The sequence below is a fragment of the Stenotrophomonas sp. 93052_Sma genome, assembly GCF_056481145.1.
Map to the genome: position 1 here is coordinate 1232947 of NZ_CM151134.1, position 25275 is coordinate 1258221.

General features: G+C 66.3%; 24 protein-coding genes and 5 pseudogenes. 19 read left to right on the forward strand and 10 right to left on the reverse strand.

Annotated elements, in window-relative coordinates; all coding sequences use genetic code 11:
* Complete coding sequence (locus ACZK2V_RS05750; protein WP_350259956.1) at positions 1-903, reverse strand: ABC transporter ATP-binding protein; 903 nt, start codon at positions 901-903, stop codon at positions 1-3.
* 129 nt (positions 904-1032) lie between these two features.
* Entirely contained in the window at positions 1033-2064 is a 1032-nt protein-coding gene (locus ACZK2V_RS05755; RefSeq protein ID WP_329913983.1) for a LacI family DNA-binding transcriptional regulator, read from the reverse strand.
* Positions 2065-2203: 139 nt separating this feature from the next.
* Here ACZK2V_RS05755 and ACZK2V_RS05760 point away from each other — a divergent pair, with 139 nt between their 5' ends.
* The 6 genes from ACZK2V_RS05760 (at position 2204) to ACZK2V_RS05785 (ending at position 7489) form a co-directional block, all read left to right on the forward strand.
* Positions 2204-2599 carry a hypothetical protein gene (locus ACZK2V_RS05760; RefSeq protein ID WP_486322990.1) on the forward strand — a complete coding sequence of 132 codons (396 nt, stop codon included), beginning with the start codon at positions 2204-2206 and terminating at the stop codon, positions 2597-2599.
* Positions 2600-2769: 170 nt separating this feature from the next.
* Positions 2770-3345, forward strand: coding sequence for a single-stranded DNA-binding protein (locus ACZK2V_RS05765; RefSeq protein ID WP_010483495.1), 576 nt, complete (start codon positions 2770-2772; stop codon positions 3343-3345).
* A 201-nt stretch (positions 3346-3546) separates the two neighbouring features.
* The gene (locus ACZK2V_RS05770; RefSeq protein WP_486322991.1) at positions 3547-4443 is read left to right on the forward strand and encodes a hydroxypyruvate isomerase family protein; all 897 of its coding nucleotides are present in this window, start codon (positions 3547-3549) and stop codon (positions 4441-4443) included.
* 27 nt (positions 4444-4470) lie between these two features.
* On the forward strand, positions 4471-6156 hold the full coding sequence (locus ACZK2V_RS05775; RefSeq protein WP_458075023.1) for a GMC oxidoreductase: 1686 nt from the start codon (positions 4471-4473) through the stop codon (positions 6154-6156).
* Positions 6156-6731 (forward strand): gluconate 2-dehydrogenase subunit 3 family protein, encoded by a 576-nt coding sequence (locus ACZK2V_RS05780; protein WP_458075024.1) that lies wholly within the window; start codon positions 6156-6158, stop codon positions 6729-6731. Before ACZK2V_RS05775 ends, ACZK2V_RS05780 begins: the two co-directional genes overlap by 1 nt.
* Positions 6732-6745: 14 nt before the next feature.
* Complete coding sequence (locus ACZK2V_RS05785; protein WP_223276916.1) at positions 6746-7489, forward strand: 3-keto-disaccharide hydrolase; 744 nt, start codon at positions 6746-6748, stop codon at positions 7487-7489.
* A gap of 30 nt (positions 7490-7519) precedes the next feature.
* Here the strand turns inward: ACZK2V_RS05785 and ACZK2V_RS05790 are convergent, their stop codons facing one another.
* The 5 genes and pseudogenes from ACZK2V_RS05790 to ACZK2V_RS05810 form a co-directional block, all read right to left on the reverse strand.
* Entirely contained in the window at positions 7520-7816 is a 297-nt protein-coding gene (locus tag ACZK2V_RS05790; protein ID WP_032127645.1) for a c-type cytochrome, read from the reverse strand.
* Between the two features lie 18 nt (positions 7817-7834).
* Positions 7835-8698: a sugar phosphate isomerase/epimerase family protein gene (locus ACZK2V_RS05795; protein WP_049398855.1), complete on the reverse strand. Its 864-nt coding sequence runs from the start codon at positions 8696-8698 to the stop codon at positions 7835-7837.
* 19 nt (positions 8699-8717) lie between these two features.
* Positions 8718-9838, reverse strand: a pseudogene (locus ACZK2V_RS05800) (Gfo/Idh/MocA family protein).
* A 12-nt stretch (positions 9839-9850) separates the two neighbouring features.
* A complete protein-coding gene (locus ACZK2V_RS05805; protein ID WP_486322992.1) occupies positions 9851-11068 on the reverse strand; it encodes a nucleoside permease in 1218 nt (405 codons plus the stop codon).
* A 27-nt stretch (positions 11069-11095) separates the two neighbouring features.
* Entirely contained in the window at positions 11096-12148 is a 1053-nt protein-coding gene (locus ACZK2V_RS05810) for a sugar phosphate isomerase/epimerase family protein (protein ID WP_486322993.1), read from the reverse strand.
* A gap of 95 nt (positions 12149-12243) precedes the next feature.
* Here ACZK2V_RS05810 and ACZK2V_RS05815 point away from each other — a divergent pair.
* Positions 12244-13247 (forward strand): annotated as a pseudogene (locus tag ACZK2V_RS05815) (LacI family DNA-binding transcriptional regulator).
* 104 nt (positions 13248-13351) lie between these two features.
* Positions 13352-14404: a sensor domain-containing diguanylate cyclase gene (locus tag ACZK2V_RS05820; RefSeq protein WP_049398863.1), complete on the forward strand. Its 1053-nt coding sequence runs from the start codon at positions 13352-13354 to the stop codon at positions 14402-14404.
* Here ACZK2V_RS05820 and ACZK2V_RS05825 read toward each other — a convergent pair.
* Both ACZK2V_RS05825 and ACZK2V_RS05830 read right to left on the reverse strand, forming a co-directional pair.
* The gene (locus tag ACZK2V_RS05825; protein WP_486322994.1) at positions 14392-15111 is read right to left on the reverse strand and encodes a LysR substrate-binding domain-containing protein; all 720 of its coding nucleotides are present in this window, start codon (positions 15109-15111) and stop codon (positions 14392-14394) included. The genes ACZK2V_RS05820 and ACZK2V_RS05825 overlap by 13 nt on opposite strands.
* Positions 15112-15160: 49 nt before the next feature.
* Positions 15161-15286 (reverse strand): annotated as a pseudogene (locus tag ACZK2V_RS05830) (LysR family transcriptional regulator); the annotation flags it as partial.
* Between the two features lie 108 nt (positions 15287-15394).
* Between ACZK2V_RS05830 and ACZK2V_RS05835 the strand changes: the two are divergent.
* On the forward strand, positions 15395-16243 hold the full coding sequence (locus ACZK2V_RS05835) for an isocitrate lyase/PEP mutase family protein (RefSeq protein ID WP_049398866.1): 849 nt from the start codon (positions 15395-15397) through the stop codon (positions 16241-16243).
* 135 nt (positions 16244-16378) lie between these two features.
* Positions 16379-17404: an AI-2E family transporter gene (locus tag ACZK2V_RS05840; RefSeq protein WP_012510371.1), complete on the forward strand. Its 1026-nt coding sequence runs from the start codon at positions 16379-16381 to the stop codon at positions 17402-17404.
* Positions 17405-17490: 86 nt separating this feature from the next.
* Here ACZK2V_RS05840 and ACZK2V_RS05845 read toward each other — a convergent pair whose 3' ends face one another.
* Positions 17491-17658 carry a hypothetical protein gene (locus ACZK2V_RS05845; RefSeq protein ID WP_346485556.1) on the reverse strand — a complete coding sequence of 56 codons (168 nt, stop codon included), beginning with the start codon at positions 17656-17658 and terminating at the stop codon, positions 17491-17493.
* On the opposite strand from ACZK2V_RS05845, the gene ACZK2V_RS05850 reads away from it, so the two are divergent.
* From ACZK2V_RS05850 to ACZK2V_RS05890, 9 genes and pseudogenes are all read left to right on the forward strand, one after another.
* Complete coding sequence (locus tag ACZK2V_RS05850; protein WP_486322995.1) at positions 17651-19309, forward strand: GGDEF domain-containing protein; 1659 nt, start codon at positions 17651-17653, stop codon at positions 19307-19309. The two genes, ACZK2V_RS05845 and ACZK2V_RS05850, sit on opposite strands and share 8 nt — an antisense overlap.
* Before the next feature lie 72 nt (positions 19310-19381).
* Entirely contained in the window at positions 19382-19819 is a 438-nt protein-coding gene (locus ACZK2V_RS05855) for a hypothetical protein (protein ID WP_032127634.1), read from the forward strand.
* 14 nt (positions 19820-19833) lie between these two features.
* The gene (locus ACZK2V_RS05860) at positions 19834-20337 is read left to right on the forward strand and encodes a GNAT family N-acetyltransferase (protein WP_458075032.1); all 504 of its coding nucleotides are present in this window, start codon (positions 19834-19836) and stop codon (positions 20335-20337) included.
* A 128-nt stretch (positions 20338-20465) separates the two neighbouring features.
* Positions 20466-21047: an NMCC_0638 family (lipo)protein gene (locus tag ACZK2V_RS05865; protein WP_100437520.1), complete on the forward strand. Its 582-nt coding sequence runs from the start codon at positions 20466-20468 to the stop codon at positions 21045-21047.
* A 182-nt stretch (positions 21048-21229) separates the two neighbouring features.
* Complete coding sequence (locus ACZK2V_RS05870; protein WP_049461809.1) at positions 21230-21697, forward strand: DUF2975 domain-containing protein; 468 nt, start codon at positions 21230-21232, stop codon at positions 21695-21697.
* Positions 21697-21919, forward strand: a pseudogene (locus ACZK2V_RS05875) (helix-turn-helix domain-containing protein). Before ACZK2V_RS05870 ends, ACZK2V_RS05875 begins: the two are co-directional and overlap by 1 nt.
* Positions 21920-21962: 43 nt before the next feature.
* Positions 21963-23501, forward strand: coding sequence for a TerC family protein (locus ACZK2V_RS05880; protein ID WP_132809516.1), 1539 nt, complete (start codon positions 21963-21965; stop codon positions 23499-23501).
* 165 nt (positions 23502-23666) lie between these two features.
* Positions 23667-24801, forward strand: a pseudogene (locus tag ACZK2V_RS05885) (metallophosphoesterase).
* Positions 24802-24871: 70 nt separating this feature from the next.
* The gene (locus tag ACZK2V_RS05890; RefSeq protein WP_486322996.1) at positions 24872-25231 is read left to right on the forward strand and encodes a hypothetical protein; all 360 of its coding nucleotides are present in this window, start codon (positions 24872-24874) and stop codon (positions 25229-25231) included.
* The last annotated feature ends 44 nt before the right edge of the window (positions 25232-25275 follow it).

Below are 25275 nucleotides of genomic sequence, written 5' to 3' on the forward strand. Positions count from 1 at the left end.
TCAGGCTGCCGCGCGGGCACGGGCCTGCAGGCGCAGGCGCTGGAAGTACACGTCCTCGAGGTCGGGAGCCACGGCTGCGAAGCCGTCGCCGGGGTCGTTGGCGCTGTGCACGTGGATCACCGGGCGACCACCGACCAGGCGGGTGGACAGCACCACGTAGCGTGCCTCGTGGTCGGCCAGTTCCGAAGGATCAACCTGCTTGCGCCAGACCTGGTGCTGCAGGGCGTCGATCGCTTCGGCAGGACGGCCGGTCAGCAGCACCTGGCCCTTGTTCATGATCGCCATCGTCGGGCACAGATCGGTTACGTCCTCGACGATGTGGGTGGACAGGATCACCGCCACGTTCTCGCCGATGGCGGCCAGCAGGTTGAGGAAGCGGTTGCGTTCTTCCGGGTCGAGGCCGGCGGTGGGTTCATCGACGATCACCAGCCGCGGGTCACCCAGCAGCGCCTGGGCGATGCCGAAGCGCTGGCGCATGCCGCCGGAGTACGTGCCCAGCTTGCGCTTGCGCGCGTCCCACAGATTCACCTGCTGCAGCAGCCCATCGACCACCTCGCGGCGCTGGGCGCGCTGGGTCAGGCCCTTGAGCACTGCGAAATGTTCCAGCAGGTCCAGCGCGCTGACTTTCGGGTACACGCCGAAATCCTGCGGCAGGTAGCCCAGCCGGCGGCGCACCGCGTCCTTGTCGCGCAGCACGTCGATCGACGCTTCGCCCGGAATGCTGAGCGTCGCCGTGCCGCTGTCGGCTTCCTGCAGGGTGGACAGCGTGCGCATCAGCGACGACTTGCCGGCGCCGTTCGGGCCGAGCAGGCCGAACATGCCGCGCGGGATGTCCAGGGTGACCTTGTTGAGGGCATGCACGCCGTTGGCGTACGTCTTGGACAGCGAATCGATCTTCAGCATGCGACGTACACCTTTCCATGGGCGATGTCTGCGCGTTATCCGCGCATCAGCGTCCGTGCGCATCCGCCGTTGGTCATGGGGGGAGAATCCGGCCGTCGTGCGTTGGCAGGGGCGCCGGCCCTGCGGTGCCTACCCGCGCAGCGACGATTCCCGCACCACCAGCTTCACCGGGATGCTCTGGCTCTCCACCGGCTGCCGGCCGATCAGTGCCAGCAGGCGCTCCACCAGCAGCTGGCCGGCCTGCTTGGTGTCCTGCTGCACGGTGGTCAGCGCCGGGGATACCGAGGCCGCCAGCGGGATGTCGTCGAAGCCGGTCACCGCCACGTCCTGTGGCACCCGCAGGCCGGTCTCGCGCAGGGCGCGCATCGCACCGATGGCGATCAGGTCGCTGGCGGCGCAGATCGCATCGATCGGTTCACCGCGCGCCAGCAGCACTTGGCAGGCCTCCTGGCCGGAAGCCTCGGTGGTGATCGCATCGTGCTGCAGCGCCGGTTCGGCGGCCAGGCCGTGGTCCTGCAGGGCCGCGACATGGCCGCGGTAGCGTTCCTGGAATTCGGGGTAATGGCTGGAGGCATGGCCGAGGAAGGCGATGCGGCGGCAGCCCTGCTGCAGCAGGTGGGTGGTGATGTCATGCCCACCCTGGAAGTTGTCGCTGCCGATCGAGACGCCGGGCTGGCCGGGCAGGGCGGCGCCCCAGCGCACGAAGTGCGTGCCCTGTTCGACCAGCCGCTGCAGGCGGTCGCGCGATTCGTGGTAGTCGCCGTAGCCGAGCAGGATGATGCCATCGGCCTTGTTGCTGTCCTCGTAATCGGCCTGCCAGTCGGTGGACAGCTGCTGGAACGAGACCAGCAGGTCCTGCCCGTGCAGCGCGCAGGCGCGGGTGATCGAGCCCAGCATCGAATGGAAGAACGGGTTGATCAGCGAGTCGTCGTTGGTCGGGTCCTCGAAGAACAGCAGGGCCAGCGTGCCGGCATTGCGCAGGCGCAGGCTGGAGGCGTTCTTGTCGACCTTGTAGTTCAGCTCGCGGGCGATGCGCAGGATGCGCTCGCGGGTCTCGGCGTTGACCATCGGGCTGCCCCGCAGGGCCCGCGACACGGTCGGCTGGGAGACCCCGGCCAGGTGGGCGATGTCCAGGGAGGTGGCTTTGCCTTTGATGGTCATGGGCACGCGGGAGGGGGCAGGGTGGAAGGTGCCAGGGCATGATGCCATGCGGTGGCTGCTGGCCGTCCTGGCCGTCACTGCTTGTGGCCACGGTCGCGGTCGTGCGACGGTCAACACCATAGCCTGATGGAGCCAAGCGGTGACCTTTCGCCTGTACCCGGGTGTCCCCGACGATTTCGAGGCGCGGATCCGCATCCTTGCGCCAGAGGAGGGTGGGCGTCGCAGCCCGGCCCGGAACGGTATCCGCTGGGACTTCGCCTACGCCGATGACGCCGGGACACCCGAGCTGTTCATGATCTGGCCCGACTTCCGGCACGCTGAGGGCGACAGCTGGGCGACCGAGCTGCCGCTGCCGGTGGGAGAGTCCCTGTTGGCCGGCCTGACCGTGGTCAATGAGGTGCTGAGGGCGGGGCTGCACCGGGAGCGTATCCGGCCGGGCGTGCGCTTCCACTGCCATGAAGGGCCCAAGATGGTGGCGGTGGGGGAGGTTACGCGGGTCACCGGCCTGCTGCTGGATCGCCCCCTGCTTCGTTGAGGCCGGTTCCGACCCGTATCGGCCGGATTCCCGACGGGCCGGGGGCGAAGGGAATGGTAAGATGCCTCGTTCCGATATCCCCCATTCGCAACCGTGGGAGGTCCAGCGTATCGGCACCCCGTCGGGTGTGCTATCACTGGTCCAGCCCCGGACAACGGAAGAATCCATCTATGGCGCGCGGCATCAACAAAGTCATCCTGGTCGGCAACCTCGGCAACGACCCGGACGTGAAGTACACCCAGAGCGGCATGGCGATCACCCGCATCAGCCTGGCCACCACCAGCGTCCGCAAGGACAAGGATGGCAACCAGCAGGAACGTACCGAATGGCACCGCGTGGTGTTCTTCGGCAAGCTCGGCGAGATCGCCGGCGAGTACCTGCGCAAGGGCAGCTCGGTCTACGTCGAAGGCAGCCTGCGCTACGACAAGTACACCGGCCAGGATGGCGTGGAGAAGTACTCCACCGACATCGTTGCCGATGAAATGCAGATGCTGGGCGGCCGTGGTGAAGGCGGCGGTGGCGGCGGTGGCGGCAACTACGGCGGCGATCGCCCGCAGCGCCAGCAGGCTCCGCGCCAGGAGTACGGCGGCGGTGGCGGTGGCCAGCGCGGCGGCCAGGGCGGTGGCTATGGCAACCAGGGCGGCAATCAGGGCGGCGGTTACGGCAACCAGGGTGGCAACCAGCGCCCGCAGCCGCAGCAGGCGCCGCCGATGGACGACTTCGCTGACGACGATATTCCGTTCTGATCGAACGCTCGTTCGCAGCAGAAAAGAAAGCCCCGCTCATGCGGGGCTTTTCTTTGTCCGCGATTCCCGCGGAGTTGTGCCCCGCAGCATCAGTTTTCGTGCACCGCGACTTGCAAACAGACAATTTCCTCCCCTATGGTGCAATCGATTGCATTGCTGTGAATCGTTGCGTTTGATACCGGTTGGGAGGCCGGCAGGTGGATGTCCATCCATTCGATCAGACCGGCTCCGGCGACGGGCCTCACGCGGCGCGATGCGTTGCGCATGGCGGTTGCTGGGGGCGTAGCTCTGGGTACTGCGGGAGCGTTGCCTGCATTCGCCGCCACGGCGCCGCTCAAGGGCAACCTGAAGCATTCTGTCGCCCGCTGGACCTTCCCGCAGCTGTCCGTCGCCCAGCTCTGCGCGACGGTGAAGGACATCGGCTTTGCCGCGATCGACCTGGTCGGCCCGGAGGACTGGCCCACCCTGAAGGCGCACGGCGTGGACAGTTCGATGTGCAACGGCGCGGAGCTGGGCCTTACCAAGGGCTTTGCCGGCCGTGAGTTCCACGACCAGCTGGTGGAACGCTACACGCGGCACATCGATCTGGTCGCCGATGCCGGCTATCGCAACCTGATCTGCTTCTCCGGCAACCGCAACGGTATGGACCCCGCCGAGGGCATCGCGAATGCCGAGGCCGGCCTCAAGCGCATCCTCGGGCACGCCGAGAAGCGCGGGGTGGTGCTGGTGATGGAACTGCTGAATTCCAAGGTCGATCATCGTGACTACCTGTGCGACCACTCCGCATGGGGTGTGGAGCTGTGCCAGCGGCTCGGCTCGGACAATTTCGGCCTGCTCTACGACATCTACCACATGCAGATCATGGAGGGCGACATCATCGCCACCATCGGCAAGCATCACGCCTGCTTCAAGCATTACCACACCGCAGGCGTGCCCGGCCGGAATGAGATCGGAGACCAGCAGGAGCTCCACTATCCGGCCATCTGTCGCGCGATCCGCGACACCGGTTTCAAGGGGTATCTGGCGCAGGAGTTCACGCCTGCAGCGCCCGATCCCGTTGCCTCATTGCGCGAGGCGATCCGCCTCTGCGACGTCTGAAACGATATCCACCCAGGTGAGAAACCCATGGCAGATAATCACTACGACGCCATTGTTGTTGGCTCGGGAATCAGTGGCGGTTGGGCAGCGAAGGAGCTGACCGAGAAGGGCCTGAAGGTCCTGATGCTGGAACGCGGACGCAACATCGAGCACGTCAAGGACTACGTCAACGCGATGAAGGAGGCGTGGGACTTCCCGCACCGAAACCGGCCAACGCAGGCGATGAAGGCCGACTTCCCGGTGCTGATGCGCGACTATGGCCTGGCCGAGAACCTGGAAGGGATGTGGGCCAACGAACAGGACTCGCCCTACGTCGAGACCAAGCGCTTCGATTGGTTCCGCGGCTATCACGTCGGCGGCCGCTCATTGTTGTGGGGCCGGCAGAGCTATCGCTTCTCCGACCTGGACTTCGAGGCGAATCTCAAGGACGGCATCGCAGCCGATTGGCCCATCCGCTACGCCGATATCGCGCCGTGGTACGACTACGTGGAGAAATTCGCAGGTATCGCTGGTACGCGCGAAGGGCTGGACGTGTTGCCGGATGGTGAGTTCCTGCCGCCGATCCCGTTGAACATCGTCGAGAAGGACGTGGCCGCACGGATCAAAAAGGCGTTCGGCGGCACCCGGCACATGATCCACTCGCGTACCGCCAACATCACCAAGCCCATGCCCGAACAGGGCCGCGTCAACTGCCAGTACCGCAACAAGTGCATCCTGGGTTGCCCTTTCGGCGCTTATTTTTCCACCCAGGCAGCGACACTGCCGGCGGCGATGAAGACCGGCAACCTGACCTTGCGGCCGTTCTCGATCGTCAAGGAAGTGCTCTACGACAAGGACCGCAAGCGTGCCCGCGGGGTGGAGGTGATCGACGCCGAGACCGGGCAGACCTATCAGTACATGGCCAAGGTCATCTTCCTCAACGCATCGTCCTTCAACTCGACCTGGCTGCTGATGAACTCGGCCACCGATGTGTGGGAGGGCGGGCTGGGCTCATCGTCGGGCGAGCTCGGGCACAACGTGATGGATCATCATTTCGGTGCAGGTGCCTCGGGCCGGGTCGAGGGCTACGAAGACAAGTATTACTTCGGGCGTCGCCCCTGCGGCTTCTACATTCCGCGGTTCCGCAACGTCGCGGCTGACAAACGCGGTTACCTGCGCGGGTTCGGCTACCAGGGCGGCGCAAGCCGCACCGGCTGGTCGCGCGAGATCGCCGAGCTCAACATCGGTGCAGACCTGAAGGAGGCGCTGACCGTGCCGGGTGACTGGCGTATCGGCATGACCGGCTTCGGTGAAATGCTGCCGCACCACGACAATACGATCCGCCTGGACCACGACCGCAAGGACAAGTGGGGCTTGCCGGTGCTGGCGATGGACGTTGCCATGCGCGCCAACGAACTGGCGATGCGCAAGGACATGGCCGCCGATGCCGCAGAGATGCTGGAGGCGGCCGGCGTCAAGGACGTGAAGATGCACGACAACGACTATGCCCCGGGCAAGGGCATCCACGAGATGGGGACCGCGCGCATGGGACGTGATCGGAAGAGTTCGGTGTTGAACCAGCACAACCAGGTCTGGGATGCGCCCAACGTGTATGTCACCGACGGTGCCTGCATGACCTCCAGCGCCTGCGTGAATCCTTCGCTGACCTACATGGCGCTGACGGCCCGGGCCGCCGACCATGCGGTGCGCGAACTGAAAGCGGGGAACCTCTGATGGATCGCCGCGAACTTCTGAAAATGATCGTCGCCGCCACGGGGGCGGCCATGGTCGGCCTGCCTGCGCTCGTGCAAGGGCAGGCGCCGGCCGCCGCTGCGAAGCTCCATTTCTCCGACGCCGATGTCGGCACGCTGGACGAGATCGCCGAGACCATCCTGCCGCGGACCCGGACACCAGGGGCGAAAGACGCGGGCGCTGGTCTGTTCATGGCGACCTTCGTCAACGACTGCTACACCGCCCGGCAGCAGGCGACGTTCCGCGCAGGGCTGGTCGATATCGACAAGCGCGCCGGCGGTCGCTTCGTGTCGCTCACGCCGGAAGCCCGAACCGAATTGCTGCGCACGCTCGATGCAGAAGCCAAGGCACGACATGCCGATGTGACTGAAACAGGTACGCCTGAGGAGGGCGAGGCGATGCCGCACTACTTCACGATGCTCAAGCAGCTGGCCATCTTCGGCTTCTTCACCTCCAAGGTCGGCGCGACCGGGGTGCTGCAGTACGTTGCCGTGCCGGGGCGCTACGACGGCGATCTTGCTTATGTTCCCGGCACGCCCGCCTGGGGGACCAGCTGATGGAGCGCAACAGGATGATCAAGCCGCTGCTGATTGCGGCCACCGTGCTGGCCGCCGCACCCGTGTTCGCGCAGAACGGTGCCGACGCCGCGCGCGATCCGAAGAAGACCGAGGTGTGGACGCCGGTGCCTGCGACCGTGGCCACGCCGCCAGGCAGGGCCCCGTCCGACGCAATCGTGCTGTTCGATGGCAAGGATGTCTCCGCGTGGGAGTCGGAGCAGGGCGGAGGCGTGCCCTGGAAGGTTGCCGATGGCGCCATGACCGTCGTGCCCGGCAGCAAGGGCATTCGCACCAGGCAACGCTTCTGCGACCTCCAGCTGCATGTCGAGTGGCGCACGCCTACCGACACGAAGGGCTTCGACGGGCAGAACCGCGGCAACAGCGGCATCTTCCTGCAGGAGCTGTATGAGCTGCAGGTGCTCGACAGCTACAACAACCCGACCTATGCCAATGGCCAGGCGGGCTCGATCTACAAGCAGGCCATGCCGTTGGTGAACGCCTCGCGCGCACCGGGTGAGTGGCAGGCCTACGACATCCTCTGGAAGGCGCCGCGCTTCTCGCAGGGCGGTGGGCTTGTGTCGCCCGCGCGCATCACGGTGCTGCACAACGGCGTGCTGGTGCAGGACGACACTGTGCTGGCCGGCAAGACCGAGTACATCGGCGCGCCTTCCTACGCGCCGCATGCGTGTGCGCCGCTCTATCTGCAGGAACATGACTCCAGGGTCAGCTACCGCAACATCTGGGTGCGCGAGCTGTAGGGGCACGCGGCCAGCGTGGTCGCCGGCCGCTTACTTCGCCAGGTAGCTGGCGATGTCGTTGATCTCCTGCTGTGACAGCTGGGAGAAGGGCGGCATCAGCCCACCGCCTTTGCTGATCTTTTCCTTGATCTGTGCGGGTGCCATGCGCTTGCCGATGTCGGTGAGCGCCGGGAATGCGCCCGGCATGCCCGCACGATCCGCACCATGGCAGGCCACGCAGTTCGCGGTGTAGAGCTTTGCACCCGCAGCCGGATCGTCCTTGCACCAGGCGGCCGTCGCAACGCTCATGCCACCCAGGGCCACCGCCATTGCCAGGATCATTTTCATGTGGGGCTCCTCGATGCGTCAGCGCCGCGCACGGGCGGGCACGTTGGTGGTCAGGTGTTCACGCAGATAGTCCGCACCGGTCTGGATGATCCTGGCCGGATCGCGTGGCTGGTCGTGCTCGATGATGTACCAATGCACGCCGGCGGCTGCCGCAGCAGGCAGGATCGCGTTCCAGTCCAGCACGCCCTGGCCCACCGCGGCGAATCCGCCTTCGTCCTGGGCCTGGCCCTTCGGTGCATTGTCCTTGGCGTGCACCGCGAATACGTGGCCGCGGAACTTTGCCAGCATCACTGCCGGGTCCAGGCCTGCACGCGCGACCCAGGCCAGGTCCAGCTCGGTCTGCAGGTCGGGACCGGCGGCGGCGAACAGCAGCTCCAGTCCGGTCCTGCCGTCGAAGTCGACCAGTTCGAAGTCGTGGTTGTGGTAGGCCAGGCGCATGCCCTTGCCGCGCACCTGTTTCGCGATCCGGCCCAGTTCCTGGCCCAGGGCGGTCCAGCCGGCGGCATCGCTCGGACGATCCTTCTTGTCCAGGTACGGCACCACCAGCGTCGTGTTGCCGATCGACCGGTTGAAGGTCACCACCCCATCCAGGTTGCTGCGCAGCTCGGCCAGTGGCACATGCGATGAAATTGCCTTGATCGAATACCGGTCCAGCAGCTGCTTGAGCTCGGCGGCGCTGGTGTTCTGCGTGCCGACCGTTTCCACCGCATGGACGCCAGCGTCGTGGACGATCTTCAGCTGCTGCTCGAGCGAGCCTGCATCGCGCAGGGTGTACATCTGTACCGCGATCGGCTTCTGCGTGCTGACAGCTTCGACTGCAAAAGCGGGCAGGGCAGCGAGCAGCAGAATGAGGCTTGCAGTTCCATGGACAAGGGCTTTCATCAACAGATCCTCCCGGGTTTCAACCGATGGTGGTCCAGGCACGCGACCTGGCTGATGCAATGACACGATCGACGATCTGCGCCGAGCGCAGGCCGTCCTTGAAGGTGGGCAGGCCCTGCGGCCGCTCGCCCTCGATGGCGCGATAGGTGTCGGCGACAAACGCTTCGAAGCACTGGGCGTAGCCCTGCGCGTGTCCGGCCGGCAGCACGGAAAGGCGGCGTTGATCGGCACTGCCGGCGCCTGGTCCGCGCACGAAGATCTCCTCGCGTTGGTCGGGCAGGCCGATCCACAGGCGCTCGGCGTCTTCCTGGTTGAAGGCCGCGCTGGCCTTGGCACCGTCGATCTCGAACCAGAGGCGGTTGTGGCGTCCGGCCGAGACCTGGCTGACCGTCAGAGATGCCAGCGTACCGGCGCCGGTCCTGAACATCGCCGCCGCTACGTCCTCGCTCGTTACCGCCTGCATTGCGCTGGCTGCGGTTGGCGTGCTGAAGCTCTGCCCGCTGACGGCGCCGCGCTCGGCGATGACCGTAGAGAACGCCGCGCTGACCTCGGCGAAGCGCTCGCCGCTGATCCATTCCACCAGGTCGCACCAGTGCGAGCCGATGTCGGCGAACACGCGCGATGCGCCACCCAGCGCCGGGTCCACGCGCCAGTTGTTGCTGGCCGGGTCCAGCAGCCAGTCCTGCAGATAGCTGCCGTGGATCAGGTGCAGTGGCCCCAGATCACCCTGCGCTATGCGTGCGCGCCTCGCGCACCACCGGGTGGTAGCGATAAACGAAAGGTACTGTGGCGACCAGCCCGGTTGAGGCGGCCAATGCTGCAAGGGCCTGCGCATCGTCCAGCGTGGTCGCCAGCGGTTTCTCGCAGATCACGTGCTTGCCGGCTTCCAGTGCTGCCTGCGCCATCGCGCGGTGCAGATGGTTGGGCGTGCAGACATGCACGACCTGCACCTGCGGATCGGCGATCACCTCCTCGATGTCCCGATAGGCGCGCGGGACATTCCACAGCTGCGCCATCTCACGCGCGCTGCGCTGACGAAGCGGCAACGCCGCGTACCTCGGCACCGGCGAGCAAGGCCGCACGGCGGTGCACGGCGCCGATCATGCCGGCGCCGACGATGGCGATTCCAAGCGTTGGCATCGGCTCGAATCCTCAGCGTGTGGAAGATGCGGCGGCCACGGCGGGCCGGTCGCGGAACAGCAGCAGGAAGGCGATCAGCACCACCAGCGCGACAGCGGCCGGGAACAGCCATATCTGCTGCCAGTCGGGGCCGGCCTCGGTGGTGAAGTGCTCCACCACCGCGCCGGACAGGAAGGTGCCGATCAGCATGCCCACGCCGTACGTGGCCAGGGTGATGAAGCCCTGCGCGCTGCTGCGCACGGCGGGGCCGGCATGGGCATCGGTGTAGATCTGGCCGGTGACGAAGAAGAAGTCGTAGCAGATGCCGTGCAGCACGATGCCGATCACCAGCAGCGGGAAGCCGCTGCCCGCATCGCCGAAGGCGAACAGGACGTAGCGCACCACCCAGGCCGCCATGCCGACCGCCAGCATCGTCTTGACGCCAAGGCGAACGAACAGGAACGGCATGGCCAGCATCAGCAGCACCTCGGAAACCTGGCCCAGCGACTGCAGGCCCGCGGCGCCGCGCACGCCCAGGTCGTTGAGATACGGATTGGTGAAGTTGTAGTAGAACGACAGCGGGATGCAGATGGCGATGGAAGCCAGGAAGAACACCAGGTAGGCGCGCGACTTCAGCAGCCGCAATGAATCCAGCCCGAGGATCTGCCCCAGCCCGGCATCGCGCTGCTGTGCCAGTGGCGGCGTGTGTGGCAGGGTGAACGCATACAGGCCCAGTACCAGCGATGCCAGCGCCGCCATGCGGAACGTCAGTTCAAGCCGATGGGCCTGCTCCCACCCCAGCCAGCCGATCAGCACGCCTGCGACAATCCAGCCGATGCTGCCGGCCACGCGCACCAGCGGGAACTGTTTCTCGGGCGACTGCATGTGCCGCATCGCCACGCTGTTGGCCAGTGCCAGCGTGGGCATGAAAAGCAGCATGTAACCCATCACGCAGGCCGAGAACATGCTGAAGCTGGAAGCAGTGGACGCCAGCCACATCAGCACCGCGCCGGCCAGGTGCAGCACCGCGAGGATGCGCTGCGCGGCGAAGTAGCGATCAGCGATCAGGCCGACCAGGAACGGCGCCACGATCGCGCCGATCGACTGGCTGAGGAAGGCCGTTGCGACCTGGCTGGCGCTGGCCTGCAGCGGGCCCTGTACCAGGTACGTCCCGAGGGTCACGAACCACGCTCCCCAGATGAAGAACTGCAGAAACATCATCGCGCCCAAGCGCGACATGGCGTGCGACATGGCTTGCCCTCCCGGGGCGGTAATGGCTCAGATTCCCAGCATGTGGCGCAGTGATGCGGCGTCCGTGCCACTGTCGGCAAAGTCATCGAAGGCGCGCTCGGTCACCCGGATGATGTGGTCGCGAATGAAGGCGGCACCTTCGCGTGCGCCGTCCTCCGGGTGCTTCAGGCAGCACTCCCATTCCAGTACCGCCCATCCGGGGAAGTCGTACTGGGCGAACTTGGAGAAGATCGCCTTGAAGTCGATCTGGCCGTCACCGGGCGAACGGAACCGGCCCGGACGATCGATCCAGTCCTGGTAGCCGCCATACACGCCGCTGCTCGCGCTGGCGTGATACTCCGCGTCCTTGACGTGGAAGATGCCGATGCGCGCGTGGTAGCGGTCGATGAAACCCAGGTAGTCCATCTGCTGCAGCAGCAGGTGGCTGGGGTCGTACAGGATCTTCGCGCGGGGGTGATGGTCCACCACATCGAGGAAGCGTTCAAAGGTCGCGCCGTCGTGCAGGTCCTCACCCGGGTGGATCTCGAAGCACAGGTCCACGCCGCAGGCGTCGAACGCATCGAGGATCGGGCGCCAGCGGCGGCCGAGTTCGGCGAAGGCTTCTTCCACCAGTCCCGGTGGGCGCTGCGGCCAGGGATAGAAATAGGGCCAGGCCAATGCGCCGGAGAACGTGGCATGCGCGGTCAGCCCCAGGCGCTGGCTGGCTTTGGCGGCCAGCAGAAGCTGCTCGACTGCCCAAGCCTGGCGGGCGGCCGGATCGCCGCGCTTGTCCGCCGGCGCGAATCCGTCGAACAGGCTGTCGTAGGCCGGATGCACCGCGACCAGCTGCCCCTGCAGATGGGTGGACAGCTCGGTGATCTGCACGCCATGACCGGCCAGCATGCCGGCGACGTCGTCGCAGTACGCCTGGCTGCGCGCGGCCTCGGCCAGATCGAACAGGTGGGGCGCGCCGGTGGGGACTTGTACGCCAGAATAGCCCAGACCCGCGGCCCATCCGGCCAGCGTGTCCAGCCGATCAAAAGGAGCTGTGTCGCCGATGAACTGCGCCAGGAACAGCGCTGGACCCTTGAGCGTCTTCAACGTGATTCGCCCTCGATGCAATCGATTGCATTATCCTAGCAGGGGCTCACGCAGGACCTGTTGTGCACTGCACAGCAGACAGGAGAACTAACGCCATGGCCACCATCTACGACATCGCGAAGCACGTCGGCGTCTCCGCAGGCACGGTGTCGCGGGCGCTTTCCCGGCCGGACAAAGTGCTGCCGGCCACGCGCGCGCATCGAGCAGGCCGCTGCCGCACTCGGTTATGTGCCCAACACGGTGGCCCGCACGCTCAAGACCCAGCGCAGCGGCAAGATCCTGGTCACCGTCCCGGACATCGCCAATCCGTTCTTCGCGCAGATCCTGCAGGGGGCGGAGGACGCCGCACAGGCGGTCGGCTATGCGGTTCTGCTCGGCGATACCCAGCATCAACCCGACCGCGAGGAGCGCTATGCGCAGATGCTCCGGCGCAACGAGGCTGACGGCATGATCGTGCTGGGGCACCGCCTGCCGCCGACGGCGCGCGAGATCGTCCAGCAGCGCGGTGCCGCCGCGCCGGTGATCAACGGCTGCGAGTTCGACCCCGCACTGGGCATTCCCAGCGTCCATATCGATAACGCCGCGGCCGCGCGTGGTGATGGAACATCTGTATGGGCTGGGACACGAGCGGATCGCCGTGGTCGGCGGACCGCCGGACAATCCGCTGCACCAGCAACGGCTGGAAGGGGTGCGGGCGGCTGGCAAGGCGCGTGGACGCCTGCGCCAGCTGAACATCGTGCCGGGTGACTTTTCGGTGGAATCCGGCCATGCGGCTGCCATGGCGCTGCTGGACGGCATGTCTGCACCAACGGCGATCTTCTGTTTCAGCGATCAGATGGCGCTGGGCACCCTGGCGGCCTGCCGCGATCTGGGCATCCGCGTGCCGGAGGACCTGTCCATCGTCGGCTTCGATGATCTGGCATCTTCCCGCTACCTCACGCCGCCGTTGACCACCATCCGGCAACCGATGCGGGAGATCGGTGAGCGCGCGGTCAACCTGCTGCTTGCCATCATCGAGCACATGGATGTGCCGCTGCAGCAGACGCTGGATTTCAGCCTGATGCTGCGGGGTTCAACGGCGCCACCCAGGCGTGGGTGAGGCAGGGTAACCGCCGTGAATCCTTGATCCCGAATTGACGCAGAGCTGTCAGACTCACCACAGGCCGCCCGGCAAGGGCGTGCGATCGCGCAAGGGGGTCGGCAATGCCGTTCTTGACGGACTCGACGGAAGTCGCGGTCGAAGGCATCGGCGCGGCACGTCGCATCGGCTGGATGCGCTTCGTGGGCAATGGGCTGGGCGCGATTCCCATCGCCTCGATCATTCTTGAACGTCAGGACGGCCCGTGGGCCTGGGTGTTGCTGCTGCTCAACGCGCTGGCCTGGCCGGCGCTCGCGCTGGTGCTGACCCAGCGCTCACGGCAGCCTGCGGTGGTCCAGTTCCGTTGCATGGTGGTTGATTCCTTCTTTGGCGGTGGCTGGATCGCCTTCATGGGGCTCAGCGTGGTACCCAGTGCGTTGTTCGCCGCGCTGCTGGTCGCCGACAAGATCGCCGCCGGTGGGGTGAAGCTGGCGGTACGGGCCACACTGGCACTGGTGGTGGGGTTCGCGCTCACCTGGTGGGGGCTCGGGTTTCCTTACCAGCCGGTGTCATCGCAGCGCACGATCGTGCTCAGCGTGCCGTTCCTGTTCGTCTACGGCATCGGCCTCAGCATCCTCAGCTGGCAGCTGGCGCGGCGGGTGAAATCGCAGAACCGCCAGTTGAAGCGGCTGAGCCGCATGGACCCGCTGGTGGAGCTGGCCAACCGCGGCTTCCTGATCGTCCGTGCGCAGCAGGCACTGGACAAGGCGCAGGGGCAGGGTGGTTTTGCCTGCCTGCTGATGCTTGATGTGGATGACTTCAAGCGCATCAATGACTCGCACGGTCATCGCGCCGGGGACGAAGTGCTGCGCCATATCGCCTCCACCTTGCGCGCCTTCGCCCGGCCTGGCGATACCCCTGCGCGGCTGGGAGGCGACGAGTTCGTCGTGCTGCTGCAGGACTGTGCGCCCGTCGATGCGATGCATGTGGCAGAGCGGGTTCGGCTGCAACTTCTGGAGGCAGCACGGCAGGCAACCCCGGGCATCGAGTTCAGCGTCAGCATCGGAATCGCGGCGACGCCGCGCGGTGGCAGCGTAGAGGACTGGCTGGCACTGGCCGACCGCGCGCTGTACCACGCCAAGCGCCAGGGCAAGAACAACGCCAGCTATGGCGAATGAGGTGTTGACACGTCTCTGGCGCAGGCCAGCAGCTGGGCGGCCGTTGCCGGAGGCTTGCAGCGCACCGCCAACTGCAGCGTAGTGGTCGGCATGCCCAGTTCCAGCGCAACAAAAGCCAGGCCGCTGCGGTGCATGCTCTGCATCGAGGCCGGCACGATGGCGATGCCCAGGCCGGCAGCGGCAAGGTTGATCGCCGAAGCCACCTGCGGCGCTTCCTGCTGGATGGTAGGCGCAAAGCCCTGGCTGCGGCAGGCAGCGACGACGTCTGCACTCAGGCCCTGGCCCGATTTCCGCGAGAACAGGATGAAGCGCTCGTCGCGCAGCTCGATCAGCGCGATGCTCGTCCGGCACGCCAACGGGTGATCGGCCGGCAGTACTGCCACCAGGGGTTCGGCACTGAGTTGCTGTGTCATCCGTTCACCGGTATTGGAAAACGGCGGGCGCACGATTACTGCATCGAGCTCGCCATCATCGAGGCGCCGGACCAGGGATTCACTGCCATCTTCTACCAGCCGCACCTGCACTGCCGGATGCGCCCGCTGGAAGCTGCGCATCAGCGCGGTGACCGCCTCGTTGTAGGTCGCCGATTCGGTCAGCCCCAATGTCAACGTGCCGACCTCGCCGCGTGCGGCGCGCAGCGCCTCCTCCTTGGCCTGGTCGACGCGCGAGGATGTCCTCCGCAGCTTTCCAGAATACCTGGCCAGCATCGCTGAGCACGATGCCGCGTCCCTGCCGGTGGAACAGCGGTGTGCCGATCTCTTCCTCCAGGGCGCGGATCTGCTGCCCGAGCGGCGGCTGGGCGATATGCAGGGCCTCGGCGGCCTTGGTGAAGCTCTGCAGCTGGGCAGTCATGACGAAGTAGCGCAGGTGCCGCAGTTCCATTGGAACCTCAAACGTTCTGGTGCTGTACGAACACGGTATTGGACGGTCGCCGCTGGCGGCAACATCATCGGTATCCCACGGCAGATGTCCAACGACAAGGGAGACCCCATGAAAAAGACACGTCAGTTGCGCGATCTGCTCCGCCAGGGCAGCGTGATTGCGCCAGGTGCATTCGATGGATTGTCGGCACGCCTGGTGGAGCTGGCCGGCTTCGATGCGGTCTATGCCAGCGGCGGCGCCATCGCACGTTCGGCCGGCGTGCCGGACATCGGCCTGCTCGGCCTCAGCGAAGTGCTTGCGCAGGTTGAACGGATCGTCGATGCCTGCGACCTGCCGGTGATCGCCGACGCTGACACCGGCTTCGGCGGCACCGCGAATGTTGAACGCACGGTGCGCGCGTTCGAAAGGGCAGGCGTTGCCGCCCTGCATATCGAGGACCAGGCCTTCCCCAAGCGCTGCGGACACTTGGATGACAAGACGCTGGTCGACGCGGGCGAGATGTGCACGAAGATCCGTGTTGCCTGCCAGTCGCGGATCGACCCGGAGTTGATGATCATCGCGCGTACCGATGCCATCGCCTGCGAAGGCCTGGATGCGGCGATCGAACGGGCGCAGGCCTATGTGGACGCGGGCGCGGACATGATCTTCGTCGAGGCACCAGAAACGCTGGAGCAGATCGAGGTGATTTCGCAGCAGGTTCCCGGGCCGAAGCTGATCAACATGTTCCACAGCGGCAAGACGCCGCTGGTGCCCGTGGCGCGGCTGGCCGAACTCGATTACCGGCTGGTGATCATTCCCTCGGACCTGCAGCGCGCTGCGATCCGGGCCATGCAGCGCACCCTGCAGGAGATCGCAGCGACTGGCGACAGCGGGCGTGTTGCCGGCGAGCTGGCCAGCTTCGGCGAGCGTGAGACGATCGTGCGCACGGCGCGGTATCTGGCACTGGACCGGGTGTGATCCGGGCGTGATTGCGGACGTGCCGATGGACGGAGAAGGGGCGGCGGAATCCGCGTGTGTTGCCTGTTCATCCTGCACCCGGAATCATCGCCGCCAATCCTCTACCATGGGCCACCCTGCCCGGACGTGCCGCCCATGCAAGACGCCCTCGTTGCCCAGCCCAAGCCCCCCGTCCCGAGGATCGCGGCCTGGCTGATGATGCTGCTGGGCATGTGGCTGGCGTTGAAGCTGGGCCTGGTGGTGACCCTGCTGTCGGGCCTGCTGGTGTTCCAGCTGACCCACCTGCTGGCCTCCACCGTGGAGGGCAAGCTGCCGCCAGGCCGGGCGCGGGCGATCGCGGTGATCGTGCTGTCAGCGGTGATCATCAGTGCGCTTGTACTGGCCGGGATCGGCGTGGCGTCATTTTTCCGCAACGAGACCGGTGGACCGGACGCATTGCTGGCGCGGCTGATGGAGATCCTCAATTCGTCGCGGCACCAGGTGCCGGCGCTGCTGCAGCCGTACATCCCCGAGGACATGCCGGCGCTGCGCACGGCACTGAACGACTGGGCCGCCGAGCATCAGCGCCAGCTGGGCGTGGCCGGTACCTCGGTGGTGCAGGTGGGCGTACGCGTACTGATCGGTATGGTGCTGGGCGCGATGATCGCGCTGTATGACGAACTGCCGCTGCCGAAGATGGGCCCGCTGGCGCAGGAGCTGATCGGCCGCACCAGCCGCCTGGCCACCGCGTTCCGCCAGGTGGTGTTCGCGCAGGTGAAGATCTCGCTGCTCAACACCGTGTTCACCGCCATCTTCCTGCTGGGCGTGCTGCCGTTGTTCGGCGTGCACCTGCCACTGTCCAAGACCCTGGTACTGATCACCTTCATCGCCGGCCTGCTGCCGGTGGTGGGCAACATCATTTCCAACACCATCATCACCATCGTCGCGCTGTCGGTCTCGTTCTACGTGGCCGTGGCCGCGCTGCTGTACCTGATCGTGATCCACAAGCTGGAGTACTTCCTCAATGCGCGCATCGTTGGCGGCGAAATCCAGGCCCGCGCCTGGGAGCTGCTGTTGGCGATGCTGGTGATGGAAGCGGCGTTCGGCCTGCCCGGCCTGGTGGCGGCGCCGGTGTTCTACGCCTACGTGAAGCGCGAACTGGTCGACCAGCGCTGGATCTAGTACGGCAGGGTGTGACGCATTCGCCTCAGCCCGGCGCGGGATGAGACCTTGCCGGCGCGTTCGCGGTGGCTGCGGTATACCCATGGTCACGGTTCGCGCGGCACTGGCTTGGCGCTGCCGGGACCGGCGGCTACAGTGATCCGCACTTCAGGGGAAATTTGCATGGCCGGCAAGGCATCGCCCATCGGACTGCGGACCTGGGTCTGGATCCTGGCGGGGTCGTTCGTGGTCTGTACGCTGCCGTTGATGGCCATCGCGCTGGTCCAGGGCACGCTGCGCTACAGCGCTGCCGAGGACAACCTGGTCAGCCTGCGCCAGCTGCGCCAGACCTTCGACCTGGCCAACCTGGTCTCGGCCGAACGCGGCCCGGCCAACAGCCTGCTCGGTGCCGCCCCGGCCGATGCCAGCGAGCATGCGCGGCTTACGCTGCAGCTGGCGGTGGTGCGCAGGCGTGTGGACACCGCGCTGCAGCAGCTGGATGCCGAGTTCACGGCTGATCCGGGCGTGGTGGATGAGCATGGGATGCTGGCAGACGCGCAACGTCGCCTGCAGTCGGCACGCGCGGGCGTGGACCGGGTGGCAGCGCAGCCGCGCGACGCACGACGTGTCGAAGACGTGGAGCGCGCGATCAGCGGCATGTTTGCCGTGGTCGACCGCCTGCACCTGCTGACCTCGGCACAGATCAACGTACTGGTCCGGGCCGACCGCGAAGCGGCGATTCCAGCCATGCAGGGCCAGGTGCTGATCGACCTGCGCGAGCACGGCGGGCGTCTGGCCTCCAACGTGATGGCGCCGGTGGCGGTACCCGGTGCCTGGCGCAACGAACAGGTGCGCGCGGCGCTGCAGACCGAGGGCCGCCTGCTGGAACTGTGGCGGCTGGCCGGCAGCCACGAATCGGTGTTCCGCAGTGATCCGACGCTGTCCTGGCATTGGGATATGGCGCGCCGGCAGTTCTTCGGCGAGTCACTGCCGATGATCGAACAGCTGATCGACGACGGACGGCGTGGCCTGCCGCCGCCGTGGACCGCTGCCGAGTTCACCACGCGCTACGTGCCGACCCTGCAGTCGCTTGAGGCGCTGCGTGACGGTTACCTGAGTGTGTCCATCGCCAGGTTCGAGCACACCCGCAACCGGGAGGCCACGCGGCTGGCGGTACTTCTGGCCACCGCGCTGGGAACCCTGGTGGTACTGGGTGTGGCGCTGCGTATCGCGCATCTGCAGATCCTGCGGCCTCTGCTGCAGGCACAACGGCAGGTGATCCAGATTGCCTCCGAAGCGCCTGGGCCCGAGCAGCATGTCACCCATCCGCTGGCCGAGATGCAGCGCCTGTTCGATGCGATTGAAGTGCTGCGCGAGAAGTCGCGCGAACGCTCGGCGCTGACCAGCGAGCTGCGCCAGCTGGCCGGCACCGATGAATTGACCGGACTGCTGAACCGTCGCGCGCTGGAGGAACTGGTGCAGCAGCGCCACGACGAGGGGCGGATGAGCGCAGTGGTGATCCTGCTGGACGTTGATCGCTTCAAATCGATCAATGATGGTCATGGCCACGATGCGGGTGATGAAGTGCTGGTACAGGTGGCGCAACTGCTGCAGCGCCATCTTCGCCGCGGCGACAGCATTTCCCGCTATGGTGGCGAGGAGTTCCTGGTGCTGCTGGCCGACGGTGACCTGGCCGCTGGCCGACAGCTGGCCGAATCGCTGCGGCTTGCGCTGCAGCAGCTGGACATCGTGGTGGCCGGCGGTACCGTGCTGCGGGTGACCGCCAGCTTCGGCGTGGCCCGCGGTGCTACCGACGCCTTGGGCTGGCGGACCCTGCTGCGTGCCGCCGATGCGGCCATGTACCAGGCCAAGGCGCAGGGCCGCGACCGCGTGCGGGTCGCCGGTGGTGGGCGCATTCCACGCTGAAACATCATGTTCATCGCTGGCGCACGCATGGCTGCCTAGACTGGACCTTCGACCATCTGGCAGGAGTGCATCATGACCGTTCGCCCCGTCGTTGCTGCAGCGCTGCTGGCCGGGATGCTGGCCGGCTGTACCTCCACTTCGTCGCAGACCGCTGCGGATGCGCCACGCCACCCCTCCGTTGCCGCCGACCTGAGCCCGGTGCCGGCCTTCACCGGCGGCGGTGCGGGTTGGAGCATCGAGATCGCCTCCACCGGCCAGGGCAACCACGATGCCAGCCTCAGCGCTGACGGCCGCACCCACAAGGGCACGCTGCGCTATCCGGGGCAGCCGGCCGATGCACCGAGCTCGCTGATCGTGCTCAACGGCGAGCTTGGCCAGCAGCCCGCCATCGTCGAGATCAAGCGTGAGTCGTGCCGCACTGCCGAAGGTGTGGATACCCTGGCCAGCGTGCAGGTGACGATGGAAGGGCAGCCACAGCGCCGCGGTTGTGGCCACCTGGCCGTGTACTGATCCTGTGCGCCGTCGTGCTTGAGATTCCAACCCTGCACACCGTGCGCCTGCGGCTGCGTCCACAGCAGCTGGATGACTTCGGCGTCTATGCCGCGTTCCTGGCCTCGCAGCGTGCGCGGGGCATGGGCGGGCCGTTCGGTGAGGTGGCGGCGTGGGGGCAGTTCTGCCATGACCTCGCCAGCTGGCATCTGTTCGGCCATGGCGCGTTGATGATCGAGCGCAGTGACACCCGTGCCTGTATCGGCCAGGTCGGGATCAATCATGGCCCGCTGTTTCCTGAAAAGGAGCTGGGCTGGTTGCTGTACGACGGCCATGAAGGGCAGGGCTTTGCCACTGAAGCGGCCGGTGCACTACGCGATTGGGCGTTCGTGGTGGTGCGGCTGCCGACGCTGGTCAGCTACATGGCGCCGGACAACCTGGCATCGCAGGCCGTCGCGCGGCGCCTGGGCGGGGTGCTGGATGCGAACGCCGCGCGCAGCGATGCGGATGATCTGGTCTACCGCTACAGCACCCGGTAGTGCCGGCCGCTGGCCGGCATCATCGGTGCACCCGGGGGCGTCATCTACGCATGTCAAGCCATGACCCATTGCGCGTGGCGCCCGGGCTTTGCCATCCTCCCTGCTGTTTTCCGTAGCGTGGAATCCCGATGCGTCCTGTGTTCTGGCTGGCTTTGGCCCTGCTGCCCACCCTGGCGGTGGCGCAACCCGCGCGTATTGCCAAGACCAAGGCTCCGGCGCAGGATCCCTTCAGCGAGCTGTTCGATACTGCCTGCATGCAGCACATCGGTGCCCCGGCGCGGTTGCAGTCGCTGATGGAATCCAATGGGCTGTCGCCGTTGCAGCCCGCCGAAGCCGCGACGCTGTTGCAGGGGCAATCGGGCGTGGCCTGGATGGTGCCTCTGGCCAGTGGCCGCTATGCGGTGAGCTGGGCTGACGATGGCACGTGTACGGTCTACGCCGAAAAGGCCGACGCGGCGGTCGTGCAGAAGGGATTCGCCCGGTTGGTGCAGGCCGCACCGAAGCCGTTGCAGGTGCGGTCGCTGCCAGGGCGTGGGCCGCTGTCGGCCGATCAGGTGGCCATCCAGTACGGCTGGGCCACGCCGGGGCAGGGCAAGCTGCAGGTGCGATTCCGCCTGGTCACACGGCAGGCGGCCGAAGCCGGCGTGCAGGCGATGGCCTCGGCGGCCCCGGGCGAAGCGATGCTGGCGCAGGGCGCGCCTGGGCCCTGAAGGGCCCACGCTCGCGATTCAGCCTTTCACGCGGCAAGTGGTATATCGTTTATCGATAAATCCACCCGGGGCGGCGAGGCCACCCCAATGCCGGAGGCCGCTTGACCGCTCGTCCCGCCCGCGCCAGACCCGCGCGAGGCTTGTTCACCCTGGCCCAGGCCGCCGTACAGGCGGTGCGGGCGATGTGCTGGCTGGGCATCCTGGCCGCACTGCTGGCCGTGCCGCTGGTCGCCCACGACCGCAGCTGGCTGCTCGACAGCATGCACGACGCTGATGCTGCTGCCGTGCATGGCAGCGACCTGTTCCTGCATTTCTGCCTGGGCCTGGGCGCGATCGTCGCGCTGCTGGTGCTGTGCCTGATGTTCCTGCGCCACCTGCTGCGGCTGTTGAAGTCGGCGGCGCGCGAGCGGCCGTTCACCCACGCCAATGCACAGCGCCTGCAGCGCATGGCCTGGCTGATGCTGTCGATGGAGGTGCTGTCGATCCTGATCGGCGCCTACGCCGCCTGGATGGGCCCGGACTTCACCTGGATGGAGGTGGGCGGCGGCATGTCGATCACCGGTCTGGTCGCGGTGCTGATGCTGTTCGTGCTGGCACGCGTATTTGCCGTGGGTGCGGCAATGCGCGATGACCTCGACGGTGTCATCTGATGGCGATTGTCATCACCCTGGACCGCATGCTGCAGGAACGGGGCATGACCCTGTCCGAGCTGGCCGGGCGCATCGACATCACCCTGGCCAACCTGTCGATCCTGAAAACCGGCAAGGCGCGCCATCCGCTTTTCCACACTTGATGCGATCTGCCGTGAGCTGCAGTGCACGCCCGGTGACCTGCTCGGGCATGACCCGGCGCAGGCGCAGGAGGCTGACTGAGTGTTTCCCCTTTTCCCTTACCTACTGACGAAACGGACCTGAAATGGAATGGTTGGCTGACCCCTCGATATGGATGGGCCTTGCAACCCTGGTCGTGCTGGAGATCGTTCTCGGCATCGACAACCTGGTGTTCATCGCGATCCTGGCCGACAAACTGCCGCCGCACCAGCGTGACCGCGCGCGGGTGATCGGCCTGGCGCTGGCCCTGCTGATGCGGCTGGTGCTGCTGGCCGCGCTGGCATGGATCATGAAGTTGACCGAACCGCTGCTCACGCTGTTCGACCACAGCTTCTCCGGGCGTGACCTGATCCTGCTGGGCGGTGGTCTGTTCCTGCTGTTCAAGGGCACGATGGAACTGCACGAGCGGCTGGAGGGCCGCGAGCATCACGAGGATGGCAAGAAGGTCTACGCCAGCTTCGCGATGGTGGTGGCTCAGATCGTGGTGCTCGATGCGGTGTTCTCGCTGGACTCGGTGATCACCGCAGTTGGTATGGTCGACAACCTGGGCGTGATGTATGCCGCGGTGACCATCGCGATGGTGCTGATGCTGGTGGCCAGCAAGCCACTGACCCGCTTCGTGAACAAGCATCCCACGGTGGTGGTGCTGTGCCTGGGCTTCCTGTTGATGATCGGTTTCAGCCTGGTGGCCGAAGGCCTGGGCTACAAGATCCCGAAGGGTTATCTGTACGCGGCGATCGCCTTCTCGATCCTGGTTGAAGCCTTCAACCAGTGGGTGCGCTTCAATCGCGAGCGCAACGAGCGTCGCCAGCCGTTCCGTCAACGTACTGCCGACGCCGTACTGAGGATGCTCGGCGCGCGGCCGGCCAACGGCCATCACGACGAAGAGGCCAGCGAGCAGGTGGATGCTGAAGAGCGCCTGCAGCCGGCCGAGCACGAGATGATCCGCAGCGTGCTGGGCCTGGCTGATCGCCCGGTGTCGAGCGTGATGACCGTGCGTGCCGACGTGCAGTGGATCGACCTGGCGCGTGGGCAGGAGGATGTGGTGGCACGCCTGGTGGCATCGCCGCATACCCGCCTGCTGGTGGGTGATGGCGACCTGGACAGCCTGCGCGGCGTGGTGCAGAGCCGCGACCTGCTGGCCGACCTGCTGCAGGGCAGGCCGCTGCAGCTGGAGGGCAACCTGCGCGAGCCGCAGTACGTGCTGTCCAGCGCCAGCGCACTGCAGGCGCTGGAACTGATCCGCCAGCACCCGGTGCCGTTGGCGGTGGCGGTGGACGAGTACGGCAGTGTGGAAGGCCTGGTGACCGCCAACGATCTGCTGGCGGCCATTGCCGGTGACCTGGTCGACACCCAGGACGAGCGCTATGGCGTGGAGGCGCAGGGCGAGAACCAGTGGGAGGCCGACGGTGCGCTGACCCTGGACGACCTGCAGCGCCTGGCCGGCGTGTCGCTGCCGCGCAGTGCCGACTACATGACCATCTCCGGACTGGTACTGGAGCAGTTGGGTCGCCTGCCGGACATCGGTGACACGGTGGAGATTGCGGATGTACGCATCACCGTACTGGCAATGGAGAAGCGTCGCATCGCCCGCCTGCGGGTGGAACGCATCGGGCTTTCGTAGAGTCGAGCCATGCTCGACTGGCCCTCTGTAGAGTCGAGCCATGCTCGACTGGCCCTCTGTAGAGTCGAGCCATGCTCGACTGCTTCCTGAGCAGCCGGGTACGGGCCCGGCTCTACACAACACTGCCGGCAACCGTCACCATGGCGGGCCCGCTTTCTTTCCAGGATGGTTGCAGTGCTGAGTACGATCGGTTTGTTGATGGGCCTGTATGTGGCCTGGCGCCTGTTCTGGCCACTACGCATGCCCATCTGGATGAAGGTCGTGCTGTCGCTGCTGCTGGTGAGCGTTGCCGTGCAGCTGCGCATCGTCGCCGTGTTCTGGGGCACGATGGCCTCGCCGGAGATACCGAAGCTGGCCATCGCCAAGCTGGCCACGGGTTCGACTGCCGTACTGCTGCTGGCGCTGTTCCTGCTGGTGCTGGACGCGGGCCTGTTGGTGTCGCGCATCCTGCGCAGGCCACGTGCTGTATCGGCGTTGCGCGCCGAAGCTGCGCCCGGCGGCGGGTGTGCTGGCGCTGCTGGTCAGTGGCTTTGGCGTCAGCCAGGGCATGGCCGTCCCCAAGCCTCGGCAGATCGAGGTGAGCATCGCCGGCTTGCCGGCCGCGTTCGATGGCTATCGCGTGCTGCAGTTGACCGACATCCATGCCAGCCGCCTGCTGACCGGTGAGTGGGTGCGCAGGGTGGTGGACGACAGCAACGCACTGAAGCCGGACCTGATCGTGATCACTGGCGATCTGATCGACGGCAGTGTCGAGGCCCGTCGCGAGGACGCGCGTCCGTTGGCCGACCTGCAGGCGCCGGATGGCGTCATTGCCATCACCGGCAATCACGAGTACTACGCGCAGTATCAGGACTGGATGCAGGCGTTCCGCGCGCTGCACATGCAGGTGCTGGAGAACAGTCATCTGCAGGTACGACGCGGTGACGCGGCGCTGACCATTGCCGGCGTCACCGACCCGGTGGCCGCACGCTACGGTCTGCCGCTGCCGGACCTGGAGGCCGCGCTGGCTGGCGCCGATCCGGGCGCGCCGGTGATCCTGCTCGACCATCGCCCGCGCAACGCACGCGAGGCTGCCGCACGCGGGGTGAAGCTGCAGCTGTCCGGGCATACACATGGCGGCCAGATCATTGGCATGGACCAGCTGGTGAAGCGCGCCAATGGCGGTTATGTGTCCGGGCGTTACGAGGTGGATGGCATGACACTGTACGTGAGCAATGGTGCTGGCCTGTGGGCCGGTTTCCCGGCACGCATCGGCGTTCCTTCGGAGATCACCCTGATCACCCTGCGCCGCGCCCCGTGACCCCTGACAAACCACAGGGAAGGAACCATGTCCCATCCCCGCGCACCCATGGAACGTCTGATCCGCGCCAATGCGGACGAGATCAATCGGCTGCGCCAAGCCATCCGCGAAGCCGCTGGCGCGCTGGCGTGGCCCGGAAGAAGTGCAGCGGCACACGGCAGCCTGCGCGGAATACAACCAGCGCTATGAACAGCTTGCGTTCCCGGGTGGCTACGCCAATGCACTGAAGCAACTGGCTGAGCAGGATCCGAACACGGTGGATGTCGTGCTGACCTTCCTTGAGGTGCGCCCGTACTTCTTCCGTTCCGGATATATGTGGAAGACGCTGCTGAAGCGTGTGCAACGGGCACCGATGGGTGTGAAGCAGCAGGCCCGGATGCAGAAGATCCTCGATGCCTACGCTGCCTATCGCGCCACACGTGACGGCTGATGGGGACGACATGATGGGGTCAGATCCCTTCGCCTTTGGCAAAG